This is a genomic window from Oscillibacter sp. UBA6647 (genome assembly GCA_002455655.1).
Taxonomy (GTDB): domain Bacteria; phylum Bacillota; class Clostridia; order Oscillospirales; family Oscillospiraceae; genus Oscillibacter.
In genome coordinates this window covers 8,021-8,252 of record DKLF01000092.1, presented here as the reverse complement: position 1 = coordinate 8,252, position 232 = coordinate 8,021, and the positions used below count along the sequence as shown (strand labels likewise).

Below are 232 nucleotides of genomic sequence, written 5' to 3'. Positions count from 1 at the left end.
TGCCCGGAACAGCATCTCCTGATTGCGGTTCATAATCTCCAGCGAGGCCTTGCCCACCGTGGCCTCAATCCGGCGCACGCCGGAGGCGATGCCCGCCTCGGAGCGAATGCGGAAGGGGCCAACCTTCGCGGTGTTGTCCAGATGGGTGCCGCCGCAGAACTCCATGGAGGCCAGCTCCTCGCCCTCTCCCATGGAAACCACGCGGACGGTCTTGCCGTATTTTTCGCCGAAC

Annotated in this window: 1 protein-coding gene; it reads right to left on the bottom strand. The window is 64.2% G+C overall.

From position 1 onward, the window contains the following. Nucleotides 1-232: hypothetical protein (locus B2W96_RS06520; RefSeq protein WP_293009478.1), on the bottom strand; the 232-nt coding region annotated here is incomplete at both ends.